Annotated in this window: 15 protein-coding genes; 6 read left to right on the top strand and 9 right to left on the bottom strand. The window is 69.2% G+C overall.

What is annotated here, in order from left to right; all coding sequences use genetic code 11:
• The first annotated feature begins 58 nt into the window (after positions 1-58).
• The gene (hemE, locus tag EV691_RS10880; protein ID WP_089167139.1) at positions 59-1,126 is read left to right on the top strand and encodes a uroporphyrinogen decarboxylase; all 1,068 of its coding nucleotides are present in this window, start codon (positions 59-61) and stop codon (positions 1,124-1,126) included.
• 130 nt (positions 1,127-1,256) lie between these two features.
• Here the strand turns inward: hemE and EV691_RS10875 are convergent, their stop codons facing one another.
• Entirely contained in the window at positions 1,257-2,498 is a 1,242-nt protein-coding gene (locus tag EV691_RS10875; protein WP_131296755.1) for an MFS transporter, read from the bottom strand.
• 131 nt (positions 2,499-2,629) lie between these two features.
• On the opposite strand from EV691_RS10875, the gene EV691_RS10870 reads away from it, so the two are divergent.
• The gene (locus tag EV691_RS10870; protein ID WP_131296757.1) at positions 2,630-3,553 is read left to right on the top strand and encodes a LysR family transcriptional regulator; all 924 of its coding nucleotides are present in this window, start codon (positions 2,630-2,632) and stop codon (positions 3,551-3,553) included.
• 69 nt (positions 3,554-3,622) lie between these two features.
• A complete protein-coding gene (locus EV691_RS10865) occupies positions 3,623-4,393 on the top strand; it encodes a ParA family protein (protein WP_131296759.1) in 771 nt (256 codons plus the stop codon).
• Between the two features lie 26 nt (positions 4,394-4,419).
• Here the strand turns inward: EV691_RS10865 and EV691_RS10860 are convergent, their stop codons facing one another.
• The 3 genes from EV691_RS10860 to EV691_RS10850 all read right to left on the bottom strand — a co-directional run bounded on the left by EV691_RS10860 (position 4,420) and on the right by EV691_RS10850 (position 6,852).
• Entirely contained in the window at positions 4,420-5,235 is an 816-nt protein-coding gene (locus EV691_RS10860; protein ID WP_131296761.1) for a universal stress protein, read from the bottom strand.
• 101 nt (positions 5,236-5,336) lie between these two features.
• Positions 5,337-5,771: a thioredoxin TrxC gene (trxC, locus tag EV691_RS10855; RefSeq protein WP_131296763.1), complete on the bottom strand. Its 435-nt coding sequence runs from the start codon at positions 5,769-5,771 to the stop codon at positions 5,337-5,339.
• Positions 5,772-5,874: 103 nt separating this feature from the next.
• Positions 5,875-6,852, bottom strand: coding sequence for a sulfite exporter TauE/SafE family protein (locus EV691_RS10850; RefSeq protein WP_131296766.1), 978 nt, complete (start codon positions 6,850-6,852; stop codon positions 5,875-5,877).
• Between the two features lie 191 nt (positions 6,853-7,043).
• On the opposite strand from EV691_RS10850, the gene EV691_RS10845 reads away from it, so the two are divergent.
• Positions 7,044-7,370: a DnaJ family domain-containing protein gene (locus EV691_RS10845; RefSeq protein WP_131296768.1), complete on the top strand. Its 327-nt coding sequence runs from the start codon at positions 7,044-7,046 to the stop codon at positions 7,368-7,370.
• A 10-nt stretch (positions 7,371-7,380) separates the two neighbouring features.
• Here EV691_RS10845 and selO read toward each other — a convergent pair whose 3' ends face one another.
• The 5 genes from selO to EV691_RS10820 all read right to left on the bottom strand — a co-directional run bounded on the left by selO (position 7,381) and on the right by EV691_RS10820 (position 15,730).
• A complete protein-coding gene (gene selO / locus EV691_RS10840; RefSeq protein ID WP_131296770.1) occupies positions 7,381-8,844 on the bottom strand; it encodes a protein adenylyltransferase SelO in 1,464 nt (487 codons plus the stop codon).
• A gap of 59 nt (positions 8,845-8,903) precedes the next feature.
• Entirely contained in the window at positions 8,904-12,260 is a 3,357-nt protein-coding gene (gene mscK / locus EV691_RS10835) for a mechanosensitive channel MscK (protein WP_131296772.1), read from the bottom strand.
• An 82-nt stretch (positions 12,261-12,342) separates the two neighbouring features.
• A complete protein-coding gene (locus EV691_RS10830; RefSeq protein ID WP_131296774.1) occupies positions 12,343-14,091 on the bottom strand; it encodes a potassium/proton antiporter in 1,749 nt (582 codons plus the stop codon).
• 230 nt (positions 14,092-14,321) lie between these two features.
• Positions 14,322-14,537: a 2-hydroxymuconate tautomerase family protein gene (locus EV691_RS10825; protein ID WP_089167147.1), complete on the bottom strand. Its 216-nt coding sequence runs from the start codon at positions 14,535-14,537 to the stop codon at positions 14,322-14,324.
• On the bottom strand, positions 14,525-15,730 hold the full coding sequence (locus EV691_RS10820) for a YbfB/YjiJ family MFS transporter (protein WP_131296776.1): 1,206 nt from the start codon (positions 15,728-15,730) through the stop codon (positions 14,525-14,527). Before EV691_RS10820 ends, EV691_RS10825 begins: the two co-directional genes overlap by 13 nt.
• Before the next feature lie 109 nt (positions 15,731-15,839).
• On the opposite strand from EV691_RS10820, the gene EV691_RS10815 reads away from it, so the two are divergent.
• Positions 15,840-16,715: a LysR substrate-binding domain-containing protein gene (locus tag EV691_RS10815; RefSeq protein ID WP_131296778.1), complete on the top strand. Its 876-nt coding sequence runs from the start codon at positions 15,840-15,842 to the stop codon at positions 16,713-16,715.
• Between the two features lie 48 nt (positions 16,716-16,763).
• Positions 16,764-17,657, top strand: coding sequence for a 23S rRNA (adenine(2030)-N(6))-methyltransferase RlmJ (locus EV691_RS10810; protein WP_131296780.1), 894 nt, complete (start codon positions 16,764-16,766; stop codon positions 17,655-17,657).
• The last annotated feature ends 33 nt before the right edge of the window (positions 17,658-17,690 follow it).

Here is a 17,690-nt window from a genome sequence, read left to right as displayed (position 1 = left end):
GTGCCTTTTGCGTTGGGCTTTGCGAAAATGCCCGGCACTCTCTCGCTGGAACCCTGCCATGACTGTCCTGAAGAACGACCGCTTCCTCCGCGCCCTGCTCAAGCAACCCGTCGACGTCACCCCGGTGTGGATGATGCGCCAGGCCGGCCGCTACCTGCCGGAATACCGGGCGACCCGGGCCAAGGCGGGCGACTTCATGAGTCTGTGCATGAACCCCGCGCTGGCCTGCGAGGTGACCCTGCAGCCCCTGGACCGCTATCCGCAGCTGGATGCGGCGATCCTCTTCTCCGACATCCTCACGATTCCCGACGCCATGGGCCAGGGCCTGTACTTCGAAAGCGGCGAGGGGCCGCGCTTTCGCAAGGTGGTCTCCAGCCTGGCGGACATCGAGGCCCTGCCGGTGCCCGATCCCGAGCAGGATCTCGGCTACGTGATGGAGGCGGTGCGCACCATCCGCCGCGAGCTGAACGGCCGGGTGCCGCTGATCGGCTTCTCCGGCAGCCCCTGGACCCTGGCCACCTACATGGTCGAGGGTGGCTCCAGCAAGGACTTCCGCAAGTCCAAGGCGATGCTCTACGACAACCCGCAGGCCATGCACCTCCTGCTCGACAAGCTGGCCCGGGCGGTCACCAGCTATCTCAACGGACAGATCCTGGCCGGCGCCCAGGCGGTGCAGATCTTCGACTCCTGGGGCGGCAGCCTGTCGTCGGCGGCTTACCAGGAGTTCTCCCTGGCCTACATGAAAAGGATCATCGACGGCCTGCTCCGCGAGCACGAAGGCCGGCGCGTGCCGGTGATCCTCTTCACCAAGGGCGGCGGTCTGTGGCTGGAGGCCATGGCCGAGAGCGGCGCCGAGGCGCTGGGCCTGGACTGGACCTGCGACATCGGCAGCGCCCGCGCCCGCGTCGGCGACAGGGTCGCCCTGCAGGGCAACATGGACCCGAGCGTGCTCTATGCCAACCCGGCGGCGATCCGCGCCGAGGTGGCGCGCATTCTCGCCAGCTACGGCGAAGGCACGGGGCATGTGTTCAACCTCGGCCATGGCATCACCCCCGAGGTCGACCCGGCCCATGCCGGCGCCTTCTTCGAGGCGGTGCACGAGCTGTCGGCGCAGTATCACCGCTGAGCCATCTTTCCGTAGGCTGGGAAACGGCCGCAGGCCTTTCCCGCCATCGGTGCCCCAGACGGAAAAGCGCTGCGCGCGTTTTCCACCCTCTCAGGCCAGCCCGGCTGTGCGCTGCCGGGCAAGGCCTGTCTCAGGCGCTGGGCTGCTTCGGCGGCAGGCGCGACAGATGCAGGGCCACCCCCAGGGCCAGGCTGAGCAGCGCGGCGATGAACAGGCCGACGCCCGTCCAGCCGCCGTGCTGCCAGAAGTAGCCGCCCGCCGTGCCGGCCACGCTGGAACCCACGTAGTAGCTGAACAGGTACAGCGACGAGGCCTGGCCGCGGGCCTGCAGGGCGCGGCGGCCGACCCAGCTGCTGGCCAGCGAGTGGGCGGCGAAGAAGCCGAAGGCGAACAGCAGCATGCCGGCCAGGATCAGCCCCAGCGGGGCGCACAGGGTCAGCAGCACGCCGCCGAGCATCAGCAGGATCGCCGGCCAGAACACCCGGTGGCGGCCCAGGCGGTCGGCCAGCAGTCCGGCCTGGGTCGAGCTGTAGGTGCCCGACAGGTAGACCACCGAGAGCGTGCCGAGCAGGCTCATGCTGAGGTTGTAGGGCGGCTCGAGCAGGCGGTAGCCAATGTAGTTGAACAGGGTGACGAAGCCGCCCATCAGCAGGAAGGCCTCGAGAAACAGCCAGGGCAGGCCGCGGTCGGAGAGGTGCAGGCGCAGGCCGTGGGCCAGGTTGGCGAAGCTCAGCGGCGTCGCGCGGAAATGCCGCGAATCCGGCAGCAGGCGCCAGAACGCCAGTGCCACGAGCAGCGCCAGAGCGCCGAGGGCGGCCAGCGCCGCCTGCCAGGAGAAGAAGTCCAGCAGCACGCCGCTGACCAGCCGGCCGCTCATCCCGCCCAAGGCGTTGCCGGAGATGTACAGGCCCATGGCCAGGCCCAGATGCTGGGGGTGGATCTCCTCGCTGAGGTAGGACATCGCCACCGCCACCAGGCCGCTGAGCGACAGGCCGACCAGTGCGCGCATCAGGAGCAGGGCATGCCAGCCGGGCATCAGCGGACCGAGCAGGGTGAACAGCGCCGCCGCGCAGAGCGCCGCGACCATCACCGGCTTGCGGCCGATGGCGTCGGACAGCGGGCCGGTGAGCAGCAGGCCGACGGCCAGGGTGATGGTCGAGATCGACAGCGCCAGACTGCTCTGCGCCGCACTCAGGGCGAAGGCGGCGGAAAGCACCGGCAGCATCGGCTGCACGCAGTAGAGCAGGGCGAAGGTAGCGAAGCCGCCGGCGAACAGCGCCCAGTTGGTGCGGCGGAATTGCGCCGTGCCCTTTTCGATCAGGGGAGCGGCTGCGCTGCAGGCGGGTACGGGCTGGGCGGCAAGGGTGTTCATCTCGACCTCGGTGCGGGCGATGGCCGGCCGGCGGTCCGGCGGGATGCCGCTCAGGATAGGTGAGGCGATATTCTCGATTCCAATATATTGTTCGACTGGTTTGATATGTCTTGCGAATCAATGGGGCCGCCATGGAACTCCGCCACCTGCGCTACTTCATCGCCGTCGCCGAGGAGCTGCACTTCGGCCGTGCCGCCGAACAGCTGGGCATTTCCCAGCCGCCCCTGAGCCAGCAGATCCAGGCACTGGAAGAGGAGCTTGGCGTGCGCCTGTTCGAGCGCACCAACCGCCGGGTGGCGCTCAGCGAGGTCGGCCGGCTGTTCCTGCCCGAGGCGCGCCAGGTGCTGGCCCAGCTGGAGCAGGCGGTCGCCGTGGCCCGGCGCGCCCAGTGCGGCGAGCTGGGCGAGCTGAAGGTCGGCTTCACGTCCTCGGCGCCCTTCACCTCGACCATTCCACGGGCGATCCGCGCTTTTCGCCAGGCCTGTCCGGAGGTGCACCTGGACCTGCGCGAGCTGAGCAGCCGCGGGGTTGCCGAAGCGGTCCACGAGGGCCGGCTGCAGGTCGGGGTGCTGCGCCCGCTGGCGCCCCTGCCGGAGGAGCTGGTGGCCCTGGAGCTGTTCGCCGAGCCGTTGGTGGTGGTCCTGCCGGTCGGCCATCCGCTGGCCGGCGGCGCCGACGGGGTGCCTCTGGCAGCGTTGGGCGAGGAGCCCTTCGTGTTCTTCCCGCGCAGCTTCGGCACCGGGCTCTACGACCAGTTGCTCGAGCTGGCGCGAGCCGCCGGCTTCGTACCGCGCATCGTCCAGGAGGCCAGCGAGGCCATGACCCTGATCGGCCTGGTGGCCACCGGCCTGGGCGTCACCGTGCTGCCGGCCTCGTTCAGCCGCATGCGCATCGACGGGGTGGTCTGCCGCACCTTGCTCGATCCCGGCGCCACTACCGCGGTGTGGCTGGTGCGCCGGCGGAATGAGGACTCGCCGCTGGTCCGGCGCTTCGCCGAGCTGCTCGAGCGGGAGGCGCGCGAGGCGCAGGCGCTGCGGGAGGCCACCAAGGGATAGGCGCACGCGCGTGCGGAAATGGGGTTAAATGCGGAGTCTGCAGCGAACAGGCCGGAAGGAGGGAGCGGTATGCGGCGCGTGGTGTTCAATCAGAAGGGCGGCGTCGGCAAGTCGAGCATCGCCTGCAACCTGGCGGCGGTGAGCGCGGCGGAAGGCTATCGCACCCTGCTGGTCGATCTAGACAGCCAGGCCAACTCCACCCACTACCTCAGCGGACTCTGCGGCGAGGCCATTCCGCTGGGCATCGCCGACTTCTTCAAGCAGGTCCTCGCCGGCGGGGTGGGCAAACGGCCGAAGGTCAAGGTGACCGAGACGCCCTTCGCCAACCTCGACCTGATCACCGCCTCGGCCGAGCTGGCCAGCCTGCAGCCCAAGCTGGAGGCCAAGCACAAGATCACCCGCCTGCGCAAACTGCTCGACGAGCTGGCCGAGGATTACGAGCGGATCTATCTGGACACCCCGCCGGCGCTGAATTTCTACACGGTTTCCGCGCTGATCGCCGCCGACCGCGTGCTGATTCCCTTCGACTGCGACAGCTTCTCGCGCCAGGCGCTGTACGGCCTGCTCGCCGAGATCGACGAGCTGCGCGAGGACCACAACGAGGATCTGCAGGTCGAGGGCATCGTGGTCAACCAGTTCCTGCCGCAGGCGGCGCTGCCGCAACGCATGCTCGACGAGCTGATCGCCGAGGCGCTGCCGCTGCTGCCGGTGTACCTCGGCAGCTCGGTGAAGATGCGCGAGTCGCACCAGGCCTGCACGCCGCTGATCCACCTCGACCCGCGACACAAGCTGACCCGACAGTTCGTCGCGCTGCACGACCTGCTGGAGGCGGCCGACTGACTGTCGCGGAGTAGTGTCAACAGGCCCTAACGCACCACCAGCAGGTCGCAGGGCGGGTTGTCTAGGTAGTGACGGGTCAGGCTGCCGAGCAGCCGCTCGCTCAGCGCGTCGCGGCTGTGTCCGCCGAGGGCGAGCAGCTGCGTGGCCTGGTCGGCGAGCGCGGCATCCAGGCAGGCTTGGCGCTCGCCGCTCTGGAAGTCGTGGCCGAACTGCACGGCGCGCGGCGGCAGGGCGGTGAATTCGGCGCCGATGAAGCGCTCGAAGAGCGACTGCTGGAAGGCGCGCTCGTCCGGATTGTCCGCGGCACGGATGGTGGCGACCTCCTGCACGTGCAGGGCCTTGAGCTGTGCGCCGGGCGGCAGCAGCTGCCAGGCGGCGCGCAGGGCGCGGCTGGCGCAGGGGGAGAAGTCGATGGCGGCGAGGGCGTGCGCGTAGGGCGCGCCGGCCGGATCGACCGCCACCAGCACGGGAGTCGGGCTGGCCTCGAGGATGCGTTCCTGGACGCTGCCGGCGAAGCCCAGCGTCGGCTGCCGATGGTGGCTGCCGAGCACCAGCAGATCGCAGTTGCCGAGGCTGATGTACTGCAGGATGAGTTCGGCGGGGTGGGGCCCCACCTCCAGGCGCAGTTGCACGTCGAGTGGCGGCTGGCCCTGCAGATGGGTGGCCAGGGTCCGTTCCTCGGCGCTGCGCAGCCGGGCCAGCAGGGCCGGCGAGGGCTGGCTGGAGGCCACGTGCAGCAGGGTCAGGCGCGCTCGCAGTTGGCCGGCCAGCTGGATGGCGCGACGCAGGGCGATATCGGCTTCCGGGCTGAGATCGTGGGCGATCAGAATGTGCTTGACCATGGCGCTTCCTCCTGAAGGGGGCTCAGTCTGGCGGCAAGCCGGGGGCGGGACCTTGACCTGCGGCAAGCCCGCCGCCGCCGTGATGTGACGCTGGCGATGCTTCAGACGCCCTGCTGGCGCAGCCAGGCGAGCAGCTGCGGCAGCGGCAGGGCGCCGCTCTGGCGGGCCACTTCGCGGCCGTCCCGGAACAGGATCAGGCTGGGAATCGAGCGGATCCCCAGCTGTCCGGCCAGCTGCGGCTCGGCCTCGCTGTCCAGCTTGGCCAGGCGCACCCGTCCGCTCAGTTCCCGGGCGGCCTGCTCGAAGACCGGCGCGAAGGCCTTGCACGGCCCGCACCAGTCGGCCCAGACATCCAGCAGCAGCGGCAGGTCGCCCCTGAGCTGGGCGGCGAAGCCGGCGGCGTCGACGGCGAAGGGGCTGCCGGGCAGCACGGGGCTCTTGCAGCGTCCGCAGCGCGGCGCTTCGCCCAGGCGCGCGGCGGGGAGGCGGTTGAGGCTGTGGCAATGCGGGCAGGGGATCAGCAGGGCTTCGATCATGGCGGGCTCCGGAGGCGTTCGTTCCCTATCTGGAGCCGCGGGCGGGGAAATCAAGGGAGGCTGCTGCCGAGCGGACCCGGTGGCAGCGGAGGGGCTCCGTGCCTCAGGCCAGGCCGATATAGATGTTGTAAGCGCTGATCAGGGTGATCAGGCAGCCAACGATGGTCAGCAGGGTTCGGGCCGACAGCTTTTTGCACAGCATGGCGGCGAAGGGGGAGGCGAACAGGCCGCCGAACACCAGGCCGGCGACCAGCTTCCAGGTATCCGGCTGCCCGGCCAGCAGGATGAACGAGGTGGCGCTGGAAAGGGTTAGGAAGAACTCGGCGAAGTTGACCGAACCAATGGTGGTGCGCGGGTCGCTGCCGGAACCGAGCAGGCTGCTGGTGACCACCGGACCCCAGCCGCCGCCGCCGGCGGCATCGACGAAGCCACCGAACAGGGCCAGCTTAGCCACATGCTTGGGCGCCTTGCGCTGGATCACATGGCGGTACGCCTTGCTCAGGATGTACAGGCCCATCAGCAGCAGGTAGGCGGAAATGAAAGGCTTGAGCACCTTGCCGTCGAACTGGGTGATCAGCACCGCGCCGAGTACTGCGCCGATGATCCCTGGCAACAAGAGACGCAGAAACAGCGACTTGTTGACGTTGCCCAGCTTGACGTGAGCGATACCGGATAGCCCGGTGGTGAACACCTCGGCGATGTGTACGCTGGCGCTGGCCGCTGCCGGCGAGGCGCCGGCACTGAGCAGGAAGGTAGTGGCCGTGATGCCGTAAGCCATGCCCAGCGCGCCATCGATTATTTGCGCGAAGAAGCCAACGGCAACGGCGCTCCAGAAGGTCGGGCTGGCCAGGGTCTGCTCGATGATCTCCAGACCAGTGATGCCGCCGTTGTCGCCGAAGAACAGGCGCCAGGTGAGAAATACCACCAGCCCGGCCAAGATCAGCGCGGCCGTCCACATGGCTGCGCGCAGGACGGGGTGGTTGTCCGGGTGCGAAACGAAGTCTTCTACGGGAGGTAATCCCAGTGCCTGGTGCTCCGCGTTGAGCAGACTTGGGCTGAGATCGAGATCGCGGATTTTCATGCAGTTGCGCCTGACAGTGGGTTGTAGAACAGGCAAAAGCGAGGCCGCCGCAAAGATAAGCGGCTTTTTTTAGATAGTCTAAGAATGTTTGAGAAGGTTTATATGCCAAATAGGATTAAATGCGCCTGATTGTCTGCCTTGTCCGGCGTGCGGCATTCTAAATTTTTGTGCCACGTCCGGCAGGAGACGTCATGAAAGCACTGGATGATGAAATCGGCCGCCAACTGGCCTGGGCGATCGCCGCCGGTCAGTTGCGCGGCGGAACGGGCAAGCCGCTGGAGATCGATGAAGCCTGGCTGCAGACCCCGCCCGGGTTGCGCATGGCCTTCCAGGTCATGAAAAGCGCCGGGGTGCCGCCCGCGGAAGTGGAGCTGTTTCGGCTGCGTGCCAGCCTGCGCGCCAGCCTGGCGGCGGCCGACGACGAGGCCACCCGCCTGCGCCTGCAGCGCCAGCTGGCCGAACTGGAGCAGGACATCGCCTTCCGTCTGGAGGCGCTGCGCAGGTTGGGGCAGGGCTGAGTTCGTCGGCTCAGGACGAACAGCTGATCTCCAGGTGCTTGCCCCATTCCGGCGGGCGCTCGGCATAGCGTTCCATCCCCGGCTGTTCGTCGAAGGGGAGCGAGAGCACGGCGTGCAGTTCGCGCACCGGGCCGTAGTCGCCCCGTTCCGCCGCCTCGATGGCCTGCTGGGCCAGGTAGTTGCGCAGGATGTACTTCGGGTTGACGGCGTGCATGCGCGCGCGCCGCGCCGCTTCGTCCGTCTCGCCCTCGCGGGCCAGGCGCGCCAGATGGTCCTCGGCCCAGTCGTCGAAGCCGGCCAGGTCGACGAAGTCCTCGCGCAGGCGCTGCAGGGCGATGGGGGCCGGGCTGTCGCCCAGCTCGCGAAAGAAGCGGCTGTAGTCCACCGCGCTGCCCTGCATCAGCTGCAGCAGGCGCTGCACCCGCTCGCGGTCGTCGGCTTCCGCGGTGGCGAGGCCGAGGCGGCGGCGCATCAGCTCCAGCCAGGCGCCGCGGAACAGCGGCAGGAAGCGCTTGAGGCTGTCCAGCAGGGTGTCCTTGTCGACGAACGGCGTCAGCGCCTGGGCCAGTGCGGAGAGATTCCAGTGGGCGATCGGCACCTGGTTGTCGAAGGAGTAGCGCCCGGTGTCGTCGGAGTGGTTGCAGACGAAGCCCGGGTCGAAGTCGTCGAGGAAGGCGTAGGGGCCGAAGTCGAAGGTGATGCCGAGAATCGACATGTTGTCGGTGTTCATCACTCCGTGGCAGAAGCCGTAGGCCTGCCAGCGGGCGAGCAGCGCGGCGGTGCGCTCCAGCACCCGGTCGAAGAAGGCGCGGTAGGGATCGGGCTGGGCGAGGCAGTCGGCGAAGTGCTCGGCGATGACATAGTCCAGCAGCTGGCGCAGCGCCTCGTGCTGGCGGCTGTAGTAGAAGAACTCGAAATGGCCGAAGCGCACGTGGCTCGGCGCCAGGCGCAGCAGCATGGCGGCGCGCTCCTCGGTTTCCCGCCACACCGGGGTGTCCGAGGCGGTCACGCAGAGCGCCCGCGAGCTGGGGATGCCGAGGGCGTGCAGGTGTTCGCTGGCGAGGAATTCGCGGATCGAGCTGCGCAGCACCGCGCGGCCGTCGCCCATCCGCGAGTAGGGGGTCTTGCCGGCGCCCTTGAGGTGCAGTTCCCAGCGCTCGCCGGCGGTGTTGATCGCCTCGCCGAGCAGCAGGCCGCGGCCGTCGCCGAGCTGGGGGTTGTAGAAGCCGAACTGGTGTCCGGAATAGACCATGGCGCGCGGCTCGGCGCCGGGCCACGGGGATTGTCCGGAGCACAGCGCGACGAGTTGCGGATCGTCGGCCGCGGCCGGCTCGAGATCGAGCAGTGCCAGTGCCGCCGGGCTCGCCACCACCAGTCGCGGCGCCGCGATGGGCAGCGGCGCCACGGCGGTGGAGAAGGCCTCGCCGAGGCGGGCGAAGCGGTTGTCGAGGGTGAGTTCGCTCAGGCGTTTCACGCTGTTCTTCCGGGGCTACCTGGGAGAACCCACCATAACACGCTCGCCCGCCGTCGGAGTCAGGCCTGCCCGCCCGCCGCGGGCGGGGCGCTGGGTTTGACGGCCGCGGCGCCGAGGGCGGCCTGGAGTTCGCCGCTCTCGAGCAGCTGCTCCTGGCCCTTGGGGTTCTTGACGAACACCTCGACCTGACGGAAGGCGATGTCGATGTGGTGCTCGCGGAACAGTTCGTCGATGCGCCGGTTGATCTCGTCGGTGGCGCGGCCGCGGTCGGCCAGTTCGCGCACGTGGATGATCAGGTCGTGGTCCAGGGTGCTCTCGCCGAAGGTCTGGAACAGCACCAGCGGCGGCGGCTCGCGCAGTACCCGCGGGTTCTCGTTGGCGGCCTGGTAGAGCAGTTCGCGCACCCGGTCCAGGTTCGAGCCGTAGCCGACGCCGACCTTGAGCACCAGGCGGGTGACGGTGTCGGCCAGGGTCCAGTTGGTCAGCTGGCTGGTGATGAAGGTCTTGTTCGGGACGATCACCACCTTGCGGTCGGCGTCGATGATGTGGGTGGCGCGGATGCGGATCTTGCTCACCGAGCCGCTGACGCCGCCGACGGTGACCAGGTCGCCGATGCGCACCGGGCGCTCGAAGAGGATGATCAGGCCGGAGATGAAGTTGGCGATGATCTCCTGCATGCCGAAGCCGATGCCCACCGAGAGCGCGGCGACCAGCCACTGCAGCTTGTCCCAGCTGACCCCGAGGGTGGACAGGGCGCTGACGATGCCGAAGCCGAAGATCACGTAGTTGAGCAGGGTGGTGGTGGCATAGGCGCTGCCCTGGCCCAGGTTCAGCCGCGACAGGATGAGCATTTCCAGCAGGCCCGGCAGGTTGCGGGCGAGGACCACGGTGAGGGCGGCGATCAGCAGGGCGGCGAGGACGTCGCGCAGGCTGATCGGCACCAGGCTGGCGGTCGCGCCGCTTCCGCTGGTGAATTCGTAGAGGGTGACGTTGTCCAGGTAGTCGACCACCGTGATCAGGTCGGCCCAGACCCAATACAGGACGCCGAGCAGCAGGCCGAACAGGGTCAGGCGGATCAGCCGCAGCGACTGCTGGTTGACCTGCTCGATATCCAGCGCCGGCTCCTCCACCGCTTCGCCGCTCTCGGCGCCGTCCGCCGCGGCGGCCTGCCGCTTGGCCAGCGCGCGCTGGTAGGCCAGGCGGCGTGCCGCCACCGCCAGGCCGCGCACCAGAGTGGCTTCCGCGACGACCCAGACCAGCAGCACATAGAGGCTTTCGACCAGACGATCGCCGAGGCGCAGGGCGGTGTAGTAGTAGCCGAGTGCCAGGCCGACGATCAGGCCGACCGGCAGCAGGGTGAACAGGATGCCGACCAGCAGGTTGAGGAACGAGGGTTTGTCCTTTTCCGGGCCGCGCAGCAGGAGCTTGCCGAGCATCCAGGCCAGCAGCGCGTAGCCGGAGAGCAGCACGAGGATGCCGAGCACGTCGTTGTCCAGGGCGCCCGGCTGGTTGCGAGCGAAGCCGATCACCCCGACCAGGGCCAGCACGACCAGGGTGAAGTGGCGGATCTGCCGGCGCAGGAAGGCGACCTGCGGTCGCGGCCAGCCGAAGTGCAGTTCGGCGACGCCGCCTTCGGCAAGGATCTTGTAGGTGCCGTAGAGCACCAGCCAGGCCAGCGCCATGTCGTTCAGCGCGGCCCCGAGGTAGGGATTCTGGCCGCGGGCGTCCATCTGCAGGGTGTAGCCACCGAGGGCGAGGAACAGGGTGCCGGGCAGGGCCAGCAGCAGGTTGAGGAGCAGTGCCTTGGGGGTATGCCGCTGGCTGTCGCGGCGGTAGTGGCCGATGTCGGCGTGCAGCGTGTCGAGCTTGCGGGTGATGGCGCCGCGCTGCCAGACCAGCACGCCGATCAGCAGCAGCAGCGGCAGGAAGATCAACGGCCGCTGGATCAGGCCGGTGCCCAGATCCTTGAGAATGGTCGTCCACGAGGTGTCGGCGATCTGCTCCTGGAGACGCTGCGGGGCGGTCTTCAGCCAGTCCAGGTCGAGCGGCTTGTTGCTGGGAATCCAGAACAGCTGCTCTTCCAGGGTGGCCGCCATCTTTTTCGCGGTATCGAGCAGCTGCTTCTGGTTCAGCTGCAGGGTGATCGCCTCGTTGAGCAGGGCGTTGAGTTCGCGGTCGAGACGATCGATCAGCTCGCTGCGGCTGTTCACCAGTTCCAGCAGGGCGCTGCGCAGCGCCGGATCGGCCGGCGCTTCCCCTTCTGCCGTCTGCTTGGCCAGCAGGCGGTCGACATAGGCGGACGGATTGCCGATGTCGCTGCGCGTCTGGCCGAGTTCGAACTGGGAGAGACGGATGTCGCCGATCTCGTCGGTGAGACGGCCGTTGGTCTGCACCTGGGGCAGGGCGAGCTTCTGCTGGAGGAGGATCTTGGCCAGCAGCAGACTGCCGCGCAGGACCTCGATCTGCTCCTCAAGGGCCTGCTCGTTCTGGACGAGGCTGTCCAGGGTATGCTTGGTTTCCAGGTTCTGCCGGGTGCGCTCGTTGAGCTGGTCGGTGGTGCGCAGCAGGGTGTCGGACAGCTTCAGGTTGGCGGCGGTTTCCTTGGCCAGCAGGCTGTCGGAGCCGGCCGCGCTGGCATCGCGGGAGAGCGCGGCGAAGGTTTCCTCGGACATCGCCAGGCGTTTTTCGTTGATCACCGCCTGCATGGCGGCGATCTCCTGCGTCAGGCGCTGGATGCGCTCCTGCAGCAGGTCGCGCTGGCTGGCGCCCAGCTCCAGCAGCTGGCTGTTGCCGGCGAGCTCCTGGCGGCGCAGCGCGGTCTTGGCTTCCAGGGCGGCCAGCTCGGCCTCCAGCAGGCCGCGGCCTTCCGCGCTTAGCGCCTTGCCGTCCTGCTTGCCGCTCTTGAGCAGGGCGTTGATTTCCAGGGTGCGGGCCTGGTTGGCGGCGATTTCCGTCTGCGCCCGCTCTGGGCGGGTCTGCGAGCTGACCAGCAGGCTGTTGGCGTCGTTCAGCGCCTGCTGCCATTCGGCCAGCTGGGCGTTGCGGGCGGTCAGCTGGTCCATCAGCCGCGGCAGCGGGGTATTGCCGTTCGGCGGGCTCACCGGCTTCTGCGCGGCTTCCTTGAGGCTGGCCAGCTCGCGCTGGGCGGCCTTGGTCTGCTGCGGCGCGGCGGCCAGCTGGCGCTTGAGTTCGGTCATCGCCTGCCCGCTCTCCTGGAGGAGATCGAGCTGGATCAGGGTCTGCTCGAGCTGCTGCTTGACGGCGGCCTGTTCGGCCTCCGGCAGCTTGCGCTCGGCCAGCCCTTCCAGGCTGGTCTGCACGGCCTTGCGGCTGGGCGGCTCGGCGGCCTGCAGGCCGGGAATCTGGAGGCAGAGCGCGAGAAGAAGAACGCTGAACAGGGAACGCGAAACAGTCATGGCGTCTGGGTCTTTCGGCTGAAAAAGGCCCCAGTGTAGCAAACGATGCCTTTTTCGCACGCCCGTCCGACGAGCTCGCCTCTCAGAGGAACAGGGCCGGTCCCGAACGGCTGCCGTCCTCGGGGAACTTCAGGCCGACCTTGCACACCCGGTCGCCCTCCATGGCCGCCACGGTCCAGGTCATGCCGTTCCATTCCACGTGGTCGCCGACCACCGGATGGCCGCCGATCAGCCCGGCGATGAAGCGGCCGAGCGACTGCTGGCCGTCGATGCCGTCGAGCTTCAGGCCGTAGAGCGCCGCCAGGGCGCCCAGCTCGGCCTCGCCCTCGAGCACGAAGTCGCCGAAGAAGCGCAGGTCCTGGCCGCGCTGCGGCGGCTGGCTGAACAGCTTGCCGAGACTCGGCAGGTCCTCCTCGTGACCGATCACGCAGAGCAGGTCGCCAACCTCCAGGCGGGTGCTGCCGGACGGGTGGAGCAGCTGCCGGCCGCGGAACAGCGCGGCGATGCGCGTGCCGTCGGGCATCTTCAGGTCGCGCAGGGCGGCGCCGATGCACCACTTGTTGGCGCTCAGGCGATAGATGAACAGCTCCCACTGGCTGGTGGGGTGGATCTGCAGGCCGGTCCGCGAGATCGGCGTGGGCGAGGGCGGCACCTCGACCCGGGCCTTGCGCGCCGCCCAGCCGAGGGTGGTGCCCTGCAGCAGCAGCGACACCAGCACGATGAAGAAGGCCACGTTGAAGTACAGGTTCGCCTGGGGCAGCCCGGCCATCAGCGGGAAGACCGCGAGGATCACCGGCACCGCGCCGCGCAGGCCGACCCAGGAGATGAACAGCCGCTCGCGCAGGTGGAAGTTGGGAAACGGCAGCAGGCCGAGGAACACCGACAGCGGGCGGGCGACGAGGATCATCCACAGCGACAGGCCCAGCGCCGGCAGGGCGATGGGCAGCAGGTCGCTGGGGGTGAGCAGCAGGCCGAGGACCAGGAACATGCCGATCTGGCTGATCCAGGCCAGGCCGTCGAACATGTGCAGGATGCCGTGGCGGTTGCGGATCGGCCGGTTGCCCATCAGCAGCCCGCAGACGTAGACGGCGAGGATGCCGCTGCCACCGATCGCGCCGGCGAGGGCGTAGATCATGATGCCGCCGCTGACCGCCAGCAGCGGATAGAGGCCGTCGGCCACATCCAGACGATTGATCGTTTTCAGCAGCAGCCAGCCGCCGGCCAGGCCGAGGGCGATGCCGATGCCGAACTGCTGCAGCAGGCTGACCAGCACGCCCCAGCCGGAGCCGGTCTGGCCGGAGGCGAGCATGTCGATCAGCGTCACGGTTAGGAACACCGCCATCGGGTCGTTGCTGCCCGATTCGATTTCCAGGGTGGCGCCGACCCGCTCGTTGAGGCCCTTGCCGTTGAGCAGGTTGAACACCACCGCGGCATCGGTGGAGCCGACGATGGCGCCGATCAGCAGGCCCTGCAGCAGGCTGAGGTCGAACAACCAGGCGGCGGCCAGTCCGGTCAGCCCGGAGGTGACCGCCACCCCCAGGGTGGCCAGCGACATTGCCGGCCAGAGCGCCACGCGGAAGGTGGCGACGCGGGTGCGCATGCCGCCGTCGAGGAGGATGATCGCCAGGGCCAGGTTGCTGACCAGGAAGGCCAGGGAATAATCGTCGAAGACGATACCGCCGATGCCGTCGATCCCGGCGAGCATGCCCACGCCGAGGAAGATCACCAGGATCGGGATGCCGAGCCGCGTGGACAGGGAACTGAGCAGGATGCTGGAGCCCACCAGCAGCGCGCCGATCAGGAACAGGGTGTTGATGGTGGCGGCATCCAAATCGGGTCTCCTGGTCGGCCGGCGGAAGGACCCACGCATATGCATTGGGCGTGCCAACGGATTAAAACCGCTGCCTTGCCCGGCTGTCAAAGGATATGTTCGGCGCTTTCGGAAGAGCGGGGAGGGCCTTTGTTCGGCTGCCTCAGAGCCTCTCGGGCAGGGGCTGGGAGGCCGCTCTGCGGCATGCGCCGGCGGCCTGTCGACAGGGCCGGCCGGCGCGCCGTTCGGAGTTATTGCGGCGGCTGTCCCTCGCTGCGCCGGCGCTCGGTGACCGGGACGCCGCCGATGCCCCAGTTGTCGGTATCCACCTCGTCGATCACCACCACGGTGGTCGCCGGGTTCTTGCCCAGCACCTCGACCAGCAGCCGGGTGGCGCCTTCGATGAGCTGGCGTTTCTGTTCGGCGGTTGCGCCTTCGCGGGTGATCTTGATGTTCACGTAGGGCATTGCTGGATTTCCTTGTGCAGAAAGTGGACGGGAATCAGCCAGGTCCAGGCGAGCGCCCAGAGCAGGGCGCCGGCGCCGAGGGCGAAACTCTGGGTCAGGCTGCCGCCCTGGCCGACCCAGAGTCCGGCGAGCCAGGGGCCGAGCAGCTGGGCGCCGCCGTACAGGGCGATCAGCGCGGCGGACAGGCGCGGTCCCTGGTGCGGTTGCAGACTGCGGGCCAGGCGCTGGGTCAGCAGCACGCTGCCGACGAAGGTCCCACCCACCAGCAGGGCGCAGAGCAGCACGCCGGTCGCCCCCGGCCAGAGCAGCGGGGCGGCGGCGCCGAGGGCCTGCAGGGCGTAGCTGGCGAGCAGCGCGCGGCGGTCGCCGAGGCGCGCGCCGAGGTGGTTCCACAGCGGGATCGACAGCAGGCAGGCCAGCGCGGTCCAGCGCCAGGCGCCTTCGAGCAGCGGATCGCCGGCCGGCAACTGCTCGCGGGCCAGGGTCGGCAGGAAGGTCATCGGCAGGATGTAGCCGAGACCGGCGCCGGCGTAGGCGAGAAACAGCGGCGTGCTGGCCCGGTCGAACAGCGCCGTGGCGGGTGCTGTGCCTTTTCCCGTGCCGCTCGCCGGGCGGGGCGGCAGCTGCAGGCGGGCCAGCAGCCAGGCGCCGAGCAGGGCCAGCGGCACGGCCAGGGCGGCCATCGGCAGCCAGCGCTGCGCGCCGGCGAGCGAGGCGGCCGGCCAGTTGGCCAGGCCGTTGGAGAGCAGCAGGCCGGCGGCGAAGCCGAGGTAGACCAGGCCGCTCAGCCCGGCGCGCTGCCGGCTGGCCAGCCATTCGAGGACCAGCGCCGGGGCGAGGACGAACACCACGCCGTTGCTGATGCCGTTGGCCAGGCGCAGGACCAGCAGCAGCGCGTAGTCGCTGGCGAAGCATTGCGCCAGAGTCAGCAGGGCGTTCAGCAGCAGGGCCAGGAACAGGCCGGGACGCAGCCGCGCCGGGGCGTGGAGGACCAGGGCGAGCAGGGCGCCGAGCAGGTAACCGACGTAGTTCCAGGTCGCCAGCTGCGAGCCCTGCTGCAGATCGATCAGGCCGTCGGCGAGAAAGTGCGGCAGCAGCGGGGTGAAGGCGAAGCGGCCGAGGGCGTGCACCACCACCAGCGCGGCGCTACCGCCGAGCAGGGCGAGGAGGATCTGACGGGGCTGAGTAGCCATGGGCAAGGCGCCTTCCGTGGTTTTTTGGCTACCTTAGCGATTGTCCGGATGTGACTGCCAGTGAAAAATACTGAAGCCAGTTTTCACTTTTTGTGTTGTCGAGGTGTCCATGTCCTCCTGGGAACGGCTCAATCCCCAACTGCTGCGCCACTTTCTCGCGGTCAGTCGCGCGGGCTCGCTGATTGGCGCGGCCCAGCAGCTGCACTGCGTGCCGTCGAACGTCTCCGCGCGGCTGCGCCAATTGGAGGCGCAGCTCGGCGTCGCGCTGTTCCAGCGCCAGGCCCAGCGCCTGCGCCTGACTCCGGCGGGAACCCGCCTGCTGCCCCATGCCGAGCGGCTGGAACAGCTCTGCCGGGCGGCCTGGAGCAGTGTTCAGGAGGATCTCTGGGCCGGCGAGCTGCGCCTGGGCTCGATGGAAACCACCGCCGCCGTGCGCCTGCCGGAGGTGCTGGCGGCCTTCCACCGGGAGGCGCCGCGGCTCGACCTGAGCCTGGTGACCGGCACCAGCGGTCATCTGCTCGGCGAGGTGCTCGCCGGCCGGCTGGACGCCGCGCTGATCGGCGGTCCCTACGAGGACCCGCGGCTGCGCGGCGAAGTGTTGTGGCACGAGGAGCTGGTCCTGGTGCTGCCGGAAGGACAGACCCTGGAGTCCCTGGCGCAGGCGCCGGTGACCCTGCTCGGCTTTCCCAGCGGCTGTCACTACCGCGAGCGCCTGGAGCGCTGGAGCGAGCGCCACCGCCTGCAGATCGGCGCGCGGCAGAGCTATGGCTCGATCGACGCGATCCTCGGCGGCGCCGCCGCCGGCATGGGCATCGGCCTGCTGCCGCGCAGCCTGCTGGAGCTGCATCCGCGCGGGCGGCTGGTGCGCTGGCAGCCGATCGAGGCCGACCTGGCGGCGGCGCCGACGCTGCTGGTGCGCCGTCGCGATGCGCCGGTGCACGGGGCGCTGGAGCGCCTGCTCGAACTGCTGCAGGCGACTGCATGAGGCGGCCGGCAAGCGGGTAAACTGTGCGGCCCGAGGAGCCCCTTTGCCATGAACTACCGTCACGCCTTCCATGCCGGCAACCACGCCGACGTCCTGAAACACTTGGCCCTGGCCCGCCTGATCGCCCTGTTGGCGCGCAAGGAGGCCCCCTTCGCCTACCTCGACAGCCATGCCGGCGTCGGCCTCTACGATCTGCAGGGCGATGCCGCCAGCCGCACCGGCGAGTGGCTGGAGGGCATCGCCCGCCTGTGGGGCGCCGCGGACCTGCCCGCGCCGGCCGCCGACTACCTGCGCGTGGTGCGCGAGCTGAACGCGGACGGCAGGCTGCGCCACTATCCAGGCTCGCCCGAGCTGGCGCGCCGCCTGAGCCGCCCGCAGGATCGCCTGCTGCTCAACGAGAAGCACCCCGAGGACGGCCGTCTGCTCAAGGAGAACATGGCCGGCGACCGGCGCGTCGCGGTGCACCTGGGCGAGGGCTGGCATGTCCCGCGGGCCCTGCTGCCGGTGGCGGAGAAGCGCGCCCTGCTGCTGATCGACCCACCCTTCGAGCAGGCCGACGAGCCGGAGCGCTGCGCCCAGGCGCTGCAGGAGGCCATCGGCCGGATGCGCCAGACGGTGGTGGCGATCTGGTATCCGATCAAGGACCTGCGTCAGCTCAAACGCTTCTATCAGGACCTGCAGAAGAGCGGTGCGCCCACGATGCTGCGTGCCGAACTCTACGTGCATCCGGCCGATGAGGCGCAGCGTCTGAATGGCTCGGGCCTGGCGATCGCCAACCCGCCGTGGGGGCTGGAGGAGGAACTGCGCCAGCTCTTGCCCTGGCTGGCCGGGCGCCTGGCGCAGAGCCGGGGCGATTGGCGGCTGGACTGGCTGATCGAGGAGCAGCCGTTCGCCGCCAAACCGGCCGCTCCGGCGGCCGGACGCAAGCGCTACAAGCCGTAGGGTGCAACCCGCCGTTGCTCTGCAACTGCCGGT

Origin of the sequence: Azotobacter chroococcum (genome assembly GCF_004339665.1) — a bacterium.
GTDB lineage: Bacteria > Pseudomonadota > Gammaproteobacteria > Pseudomonadales > Pseudomonadaceae > Azotobacter > Azotobacter chroococcum.
Note: the sequence above shows the minus strand (reverse complement) of the source record. Positions and strands in the feature narration are given on the sequence as shown.

Coding starts and splice junctions, on each gene's coding strand:
- hemE (WP_089167139.1), top strand. CDS start 59: ATGACTGTCCTGAAGAACGACCGCTTCCTCCGCGCCCTGCTCAAGCAA.
- EV691_RS10875 (WP_131296755.1), bottom strand. CDS start 2,498: ATGAACACCCTTGCCGCCCAGCCCGTACCCGCCTGCAGCGCAGCCGCT.
- EV691_RS10870 (WP_131296757.1), top strand. CDS start 2,630: ATGGAACTCCGCCACCTGCGCTACTTCATCGCCGTCGCCGAGGAGCTG.
- EV691_RS10865 (WP_131296759.1), top strand. CDS start 3,623: ATGCGGCGCGTGGTGTTCAATCAGAAGGGCGGCGTCGGCAAGTCGAGC.
- EV691_RS10860 (WP_131296761.1), bottom strand. CDS start 5,235: ATGGTCAAGCACATTCTGATCGCCCACGATCTCAGCCCGGAAGCCGAT.
- trxC (WP_131296763.1), bottom strand. CDS start 5,771: ATGATCGAAGCCCTGCTGATCCCCTGCCCGCATTGCCACAGCCTCAAC.
- EV691_RS10850 (WP_131296766.1), bottom strand. CDS start 6,852: ATGAAAATCCGCGATCTCGATCTCAGCCCAAGTCTGCTCAACGCGGAG.
- EV691_RS10845 (WP_131296768.1), top strand. CDS start 7,044: ATGAAAGCACTGGATGATGAAATCGGCCGCCAACTGGCCTGGGCGATC.
- mscK (WP_131296772.1), bottom strand. CDS start 12,260: ATGACTGTTTCGCGTTCCCTGTTCAGCGTTCTTCTTCTCGCGCTCTGC.
- EV691_RS10825 (WP_089167147.1), bottom strand. CDS start 14,537: ATGCCCTACGTGAACATCAAGATCACCCGCGAAGGCGCAACCGCCGAA.
- EV691_RS10820 (WP_131296776.1), bottom strand. CDS start 15,730: ATGGCTACTCAGCCCCGTCAGATCCTCCTCGCCCTGCTCGGCGGTAGC.
- EV691_RS10815 (WP_131296778.1), top strand. CDS start 15,840: ATGTCCTCCTGGGAACGGCTCAATCCCCAACTGCTGCGCCACTTTCTC.
- EV691_RS10810 (WP_131296780.1), top strand. CDS start 16,764: ATGAACTACCGTCACGCCTTCCATGCCGGCAACCACGCCGACGTCCTG.